5 protein-coding genes are annotated in these 5760 nt (G+C 75.2%); 1 reads left to right on the top strand and 4 read right to left on the bottom strand.

Annotated elements, in window-relative coordinates; translation table 11 throughout:
* A partial coding sequence (locus ABZ641_RS24040) for an MFS transporter (RefSeq protein WP_359984756.1) occupies positions 1-1227 on the bottom strand: 1227 nt, incomplete at its 3' end.
* A 93-nt stretch (positions 1228-1320) separates the two neighbouring features.
* A complete protein-coding gene (locus ABZ641_RS24035; protein WP_359984754.1) occupies positions 1321-2532 on the bottom strand; it encodes an FAD-dependent oxidoreductase in 1212 nt (403 codons plus the stop codon).
* Between the two features lie 206 nt (positions 2533-2738).
* On the opposite strand from ABZ641_RS24035, the gene ABZ641_RS24030 reads away from it, so the two are divergent.
* Positions 2739-3524, top strand: coding sequence for a VOC family protein (locus ABZ641_RS24030; protein ID WP_344621767.1), 786 nt, complete (start codon positions 2739-2741; stop codon positions 3522-3524).
* 108 nt (positions 3525-3632) lie between these two features.
* Here the strand turns inward: ABZ641_RS24030 and ABZ641_RS24025 are convergent, their stop codons facing one another.
* Both ABZ641_RS24025 and ABZ641_RS24020 read right to left on the bottom strand, forming a co-directional pair.
* A complete protein-coding gene (locus ABZ641_RS24025) occupies positions 3633-3941 on the bottom strand; it encodes a hypothetical protein (RefSeq protein ID WP_344621768.1) in 309 nt (102 codons plus the stop codon).
* Positions 3942-3950: 9 nt separating this feature from the next.
* Complete coding sequence (locus ABZ641_RS24020; protein ID WP_344621769.1) at positions 3951-5594, bottom strand: M6 family metalloprotease domain-containing protein; 1644 nt, start codon at positions 5592-5594, stop codon at positions 3951-3953.
* Positions 5595-5760 lie beyond the last annotated feature (166 nt).

Here is a 5760-nt window from a genome sequence, read left to right as displayed (position 1 = left end):
CGTGCCCGCAGCCGGCGCCACCGCCGGCCGGGAGCGTTCGGCGAGCCGCACCGCCGGCCCGACGGCCGCACCGGCCAGCGCGAACATCCCGCCCAGCACCAGCCAGCCCCGGGCCCCGCCGCCCAGCACCAGCGAGGTGAGCAGCACCGGGCCGACCATGCGGGCCACCGCCACGCCCGTGCCGAAGAAGCCCTGGTACTGGCCCTGACGGTCGGCCGGCGCCAGGCCGAAGCCGATCTCCCACGAGCCGGCCGCGAGCATCATCTCGCCGGCCACCTGCAGCGCCGCCGCGACCAGCAGCACCGCCGCGGCCGCCCACGCCGGTCCGGCCGAGGACGAGACCGCGAAGGCCGCGCAGCAGGCCAGCAGCAGCACCCCGGCCCACCGGACGTAGCGGGCCGCCGCCGCGAGCGAGTCCACCCCGCGGGCCACCCGCACCTGGCAGAGCACCACCGTCAGCGTGTTCAGCACCAGCAGCGCCGCGGTCAGCCAGTCCGGCGCGGCCGTCCGCCCGACGATCCACAGCGGCACGATCAGCGACAGCAGCGGCATGTAGAGCAGCATCACCGTGTTCAGCAGCGCCAGCAGCGCGTACGGCCGGTCCCGCAGCACCGCCAGCCGCGGCTCGCCCGCCACCGCCGGCGACGGCGCGACCCCGGGCAGTCGGGAGAGCAGCACCGCCGCGGCGAGGAAGCTCAGCGCGTCCACCCCCAGCACCGCCCGGTACGCGAGCGGGGTGTCCAGGTGCAGCGCGGCGCCGCCCATCGCCGCCCCGACCGCCAGGCCCGCGTTGACGGTGGACTGCAGGTGGGCCCGGACCTCGGTGCGCCGGGCCGGCTCCACCAGGCCGGCGAGCAGCGCCTGCCGGGCCGCCCCCAGGCCGCTCTGCGCACAGCCGTACAGCACGGCGGCCGCCAGGAACACCGGGAAGGAGCCGGCCAGCAGGAACACGCCCACCGCGGCCGAGGTGGCCACCGCCAGCAGCGCGGCCACCCCGCGCGGGCCGCGCCGGTCCGCGAGGTGGCCGAGCGGCACGCCGGCCAGGGCGCCGGCCGCCCAGCCCAGGGTGAGGCCGAGGCCGATCTGCCCGGCGGACAGCCCGACCACCCGGGTGAAGTACAGCGCCGAGGTGACCAGGAAGGCGCCGTCGCCGAGCGCGTTGGTCAGCTGGGCGCCGGCCAGCCCGCGGGCCGGGCCCGGGGGCGGCAGCAGTCCTCGGTGCGGCATGGCGGTCCCTCCCGGCGACGGTGTCCGAGCCGACCCTAGGTCATGCCACCGACAATCGGGGCCGGTCGCGGCCCACCGGGCCGGGGCCGCCGGTCAGCCGGCGAGGTCGGCCAGCGGCACGGCCGGGTCGGCGAGCCGCTCCTCGTCCACCGTCCGCCCCGAGCGCACCAGTTCGCGGATCGGGTCGGTCACGTCCCAGACGTTGACGTTCATGCCGGCGAGCACCCGGCCGCCGGACGTCCAGAAGGCGATGAACTCCCGCCCCGGCACGTCCCCGCGGAACACCACCCGGTCGTAGCCGCCGGGCTCCACGTAGCCGGTGTACTCCATGCCCAGGTCGTACTGGTCGGTGAAGAAGTACGGCACCCGGTCGTACACCGCGTCCAGGCCGAGCATCGACTTCGCCGCGGTGGCGGGCTGGTTGAGCGCGTTCGCCCAGTGCTCGACCCGGATCGGCCGGTCGAACAGCGGGTGGAAGGCGTTGGCCACGTCGCCGGCCGCGAAGACGTCCGGGTGCGAGGTGCGCAGGTGCTCGTCGGTGCGGACCCCGTTGTCCACCTCCAGCCCGGCGGCCGCGGCCAGCTGCGCGTTGGGCTTGATGCCGACGCCGACGACCACCGTGTCGGCGGGCACCAGCGAGCCGTCGCCCAGCCGCACCCCGCCGTCCTCGACCGCGGCGACCTGCACGCCGAACCGCAGGTCGACGCCCTTCGCCCGGTGCAGGTCCGCGAAGACCTGCGCGACCTCGCGGCCGAGGACCCGCAGCAGCGGCAGCTCGGCGACCTCCAGCACCGTCACCTCGGCGCCCGCCAGCCGGGCCGCCGCCGCGGTCTCCAGGCCGATCCAGCCCGCGCCGACCACGACGATCCGCGCCCCCGGCGCCAGCCGGGCCCGGATCCGCTCGCTGTCCCCGACCCGGCGCAGCGTCAGCACGTCGGGCCGGTCGCCGCCGGGCACCGGCAGCCGGCGCGGCGAGGCGCCGGTGGTCAGCAGCAGCTTGGCGAAGCCCAGCCGTTCGCCGTCCGCCAGGGTCACCGTGTGCCCGTCCGGGTCGATCGCGGTGACCGCGGTGCCCAGCCGCAGCGCGACGTCGTTCCCGCGGTACCAGTCGGCGGAGTGCACCTCGAACTCGGCCCGCGGCGTTTTCCCCTGGAGGTAGCCCTTGGAGAGCGGCGGCCGCTCGTACGGCAGGTCGGGCTCCTCGCCGATCAGCTCGACCGGTCCCCGGTACCCCTCGGCGCGCAGGGCCTCGACGGCCTTCGCCCCGGCGAGGCTCGCCCCGACGACGACGTACGGCTGCTCCATGATCGCTCCCTCGTTCGACTGCTCCGCCCGCCGTCCGGGCCCGCCACCAGGGAGCATGCCCGGCCGCGGCCGCCGCGGTACCGGCGACACCCCGGGCGGGACCGGACCGGACGACGGGCACCTGCGGGCCGCCGCGCGCTGATCCGACGCGAGCGACCGGTCAGCCCCTAGGCTGAGCAGGGCCACGAACCGGAAGGAGAGCCCGCATGGGTGAGCAGAGGGCCAGGGTGCGGTGCGTACCGGCGGTGCCGTGCTGGGTCAGCCTGATGGCCCGGGACCTCGGCGTCGCCAAGGCCTTCTACGGCCCGCTGCTCGGGTGGACCTTCGAACCCGGACCGGACCGCTGGGGCGAGTACCTGTGGGCCGTCGTCGACGGGGTCGAGGTGGCCGGGCTCGGCGTGATGGCCGGCGACTGGCAGCCCCCGGTGGCCTGGACGACGTACTTCGGCATCGAGAGCGCGGACCGCGCGGCCGAGGGCGTCCGCGAGCGCGGCGGCACCCTCGCGGTCGGGCCGCTCGCCTTCGACGCCGGCCGGGTGGCGCTGGCCGCCGACCCCCTGGGCGCCGTCTTCGGCATCTGGGAGGGCGAGCCCGGCGTCGAGACCTGGATGAAGGAGCCGGGCGCCCCGGTCTGGATCGAACTGCGCTCCCCGGACCCGTTCGCCGCGGCGCTCTTCTACGGCGAGGTGTTCCGCTGGGACTCCCGGGACAGGGAGCACTTCGAGGTCCGCTACGAGCACGAGCGGGTGGTGCTCCGCTCGGAGGGCCGCAACGTGGCCGCGCTGCGGGCGGCCCGCGGCCAGGCGCCGCACTGGGAGGTGTTCTTCTCGGTGGCGGACACCGACGCGGCCGTCCTGCGCGCGGTCGAGCTGGGCGGCAGCGTCGCCGAGCCCACGGTGGACACCCCGTACGGCCGGACGGCGCGCCTCCAGGACACCGAGGGCGGCATCTTCTCGGTCATCGGCCCGGGCCACACCCTCGGCGACGGTTAGGGACGGCCTCCAAAGGCGCACGGGATGCCTCACAGGGGCGCCTGGGAGGGCATCCGAGCCCTTTCGAGGGGGCCGGCCGGAGCCGGCCCCCTCGTCCGCATGTCGGGCTCACCTCGGCGGCTCGACGGCGAAGGTGCCCGGATCGGGCCGCTTCTCGGCCATCGCCTCTCCCGAGGCGGCCAGCCTGGCCCTCGCCCGGACGGTGGACCCGGGCACCGCGTCCGCCAGGAGCCCGCCGGGCACGGCGAGCAGCAGGCGCTGCCCGACGTTCCTCGACAGCAGGTCGGCGTAGCCGGCCACCGGCTCGGCGCCGATGACATCGACCTCGGCCCGGTCCCAGCCCGCGAGCCGGGGGTGGGGTGCCGCACGGACCAGCCGTGCGGTCAGGTCCGTGCGGTTGTCGGCTGTCTGCACCATGGGCGGAGGCTACCGGCGGGACGGGCCCCCGGACCGGGGTGTGCCGTGTCCGTTGCCCGCCTCGGCCAGCGGCGGCTGCGGCGCGGCCGCGGCACCCTTGAACTCGGGCCGCATGCTCCGCGCGAGGGCCGCCTCGGCGCCGGCCCAGGGCGCCACGGCCTGCTCCAGGGTGGCGAGCCGGTCCTGGAGGTCGTGGATCGTCCTGACCAGCCCGGGCGTGTCCTCCATCTCGGGCCCGGCCACGCCGGCGACGGGCCTGCGCACGGAGCCCGCCGCCGAGACCGACACCGTGGCGGTCATCGTGGCGTCGGGCGCCGAGATGTCGGTGATGGAGACACCGGTCGGGGCCCCGGCGTACGACTGGGAACCGGGCCTGCTGGACGGGCCGAAGGTGCTGTTGCCGGTGCTCCCGGGGTAGACGTCGCCCTCGTCGCCGCGGTTCGTCGCCCATTCGAGGTCGCGCCGGTTGTCCGCCTGGACCAGGCCCACCATGTAGTGGTTCTCGTTCGTGTTGTCGGGCTGGCCCTCGTCCACGTGCCAGATCTGCAGGCCGGGGGCGGGCAGGGAGACGTCGTACCCGGTCCGTTGGCGGTTCTCCACCAGGAAGTACTCCTTCCCGGGCCGGCCGTCCGTCCACAGCCGGTGCACCTCGAAGCTGTTCTTGACGTCGGGGATGGACAGCGTCCCGTCGCCCGTGACGTTGACGGCCTTGGCCCAGCCCTGCTGGATCTTGCACCACGCCGAGGGATGCGTCGGGACGTCACCGTCGCCACCCCATGAACCGGCGCCCATCAGGCACCAGTTGCCGACGCCCTCCGACGATCCGTCGACGTCGTACAGGTCGGGGAAGCCGAACAACAGGTGCCCCAACTCGTGGGCGCAGACACCGATCCTGGCGTCCTCGGGGATCGTGAGGTAGCCGTAGATCCGGGCGCCGTCGGCGTTGTACGCGTTCGGCAGGACCCACTTGTGCGACCAGATGTCTCCCGGGTTGCCGGTGACCTCGCCTCCCGGGCCGGCGTGCAGGACGATGAACGCGTCGACGAAGCCGTTGCCGTCGTTGTCGTACGGCGCGTAGTTGATGAGCGGATCGGCGCTGACGGCGGCGTCCCGGGCCATGAGCTGCGCGCGCGGCTCTCCCGTCGGACGGCCGATGCCGAAGTTGTCGTTGGCGTACCAGGAGAGCTCCTGCGGCAGCCGGACCGGGCCGATGACCTCGCCGACGATGTCCACCAGACCGTGCGTCACTTCGCGGTAGTAGTCGCGCACGCTGCCGTGCGGGAGCTCGCCGAGGGAGAAGAACAGCTTCTCGAAGTGCTCGTTGTCGGCCGTCATCGGCTTGTCCGGGAAGTCCGCCAGGATGACGGCGACCCGGACCGTGCCGGTCAGCGGGGGGCGGGTGGCGGCCGCGGTGCGGATGGCCTCGTGCGGAGTGCCCGGCGGGAACTCGCCGGCCGGGATGATGGTGCCGTCGTCGAAGCCGGGCATGCGGGGCGCGCCGCCGGGCCGGAACGCCCGGGTCAGGTCCGATGCGGCCCGCACCCGGTCCAGTTCCTGCAGCATCCTGCCGCGCAGCTCCGGGCTGGGGGCGATGGCACAGAAATCGGACCAGACGGCGACCGCGGAGTCTCGAACCGTGGCTGGGTCAGTCATGACGAATCCTCCACACGGGGATGTTCTGGATCGTTCTTCGGGCGTGGCGCCGTTCACGCCGCGGCGCGGCGTGCCGACGGTGGTTCGGGGGCCGGGCCCGGACGCTCGCCGGGCCGGGTGCGCGGCGGTCGACGGAGGGCCGTCCACCGTGTGCGCCGAACTCGGG

Source organism: Kitasatospora sp. NPDC007106 (assembly GCF_040634455.1).
In the GTDB taxonomy this organism is placed as follows: Bacteria; Actinomycetota; Actinomycetes; order Streptomycetales; family Streptomycetaceae; genus Kitasatospora; species Kitasatospora arboriphila.
This window is presented reverse-complemented; position numbering and strand designations above follow the sequence as displayed.

Coding starts and splice junctions, on each gene's coding strand:
- ABZ641_RS24035 (WP_359984754.1), bottom strand. CDS start 2,532: ATGGAGCAGCCGTACGTCGTCGTCGGGGCGAGCCTCGCCGGGGCGAAG.
- ABZ641_RS24025 (WP_344621768.1), bottom strand. CDS start 3,941: ATGGTGCAGACAGCCGACAACCGCACGGACCTGACCGCACGGCTGGTC.
- ABZ641_RS24020 (WP_344621769.1), bottom strand. CDS start 5,594: ATGACTGACCCAGCCACGGTTCGAGACTCCGCGGTCGCCGTCTGGTCC.
- ABZ641_RS24030 (WP_344621767.1), top strand. CDS start 2,739: ATGGGTGAGCAGAGGGCCAGGGTGCGGTGCGTACCGGCGGTGCCGTGC.